This is a genomic window from Paracraurococcus lichenis, from assembly GCF_030657435.1.
GTDB lineage: Bacteria > Pseudomonadota > Alphaproteobacteria > Acetobacterales > Acetobacteraceae > Paracraurococcus > Paracraurococcus lichenis.
This window is the reverse complement of sequence record NZ_JAUTWS010000546.1, coordinates 1-341: the sequence shown is the minus strand read 5'-3', so window position 1 is coordinate 341 and position 341 is coordinate 1. Positions and strand designations below refer to the sequence as shown.

The 341-nt window shown below is 66.6% G+C and carries 1 protein-coding gene; it reads right to left on the bottom strand.

The window, feature by feature from the left end:
- Positions 1-250 (bottom strand): hypothetical protein (locus Q7A36_RS41180; protein WP_305109537.1); only part of this gene is annotated, 250 nt, incomplete at its 3' end.
- Between the last annotated feature and the right edge of the window lie 91 nt (positions 251-341).

The window sequence follows — 341 nt, the reverse complement described above, 5'->3', positions numbered from 1 at the left end:
TGATGACCTGGCGCAGCCAGGTTTTGGTCACCGCCAGCTCGAACAGCACCTCATCGTCCCGCACGGCGGGCGAGAAGGCCTCATCCAGCGCCGCGCTGGCCTTCTGCGTCTGCTGGTAGACGAACTTGCGGCTGACCTCGTGCTGGGCGGCCAGGTCGCTGACTGTCTCGCAACCGGCCAGGGCCTGGATGGCGAGGACCTTGCGGCCGCTCTCGGGCAGCCTGACTGCCGCGCCAACACCTCGGTCCATGCTCGCCCCATCGGTGAAAACCCGAGGATGCCATCACCCATCCCGGTAGCGCCAAACCAGCTTCGCGTGTGACCCGGTTTCGAACCACACC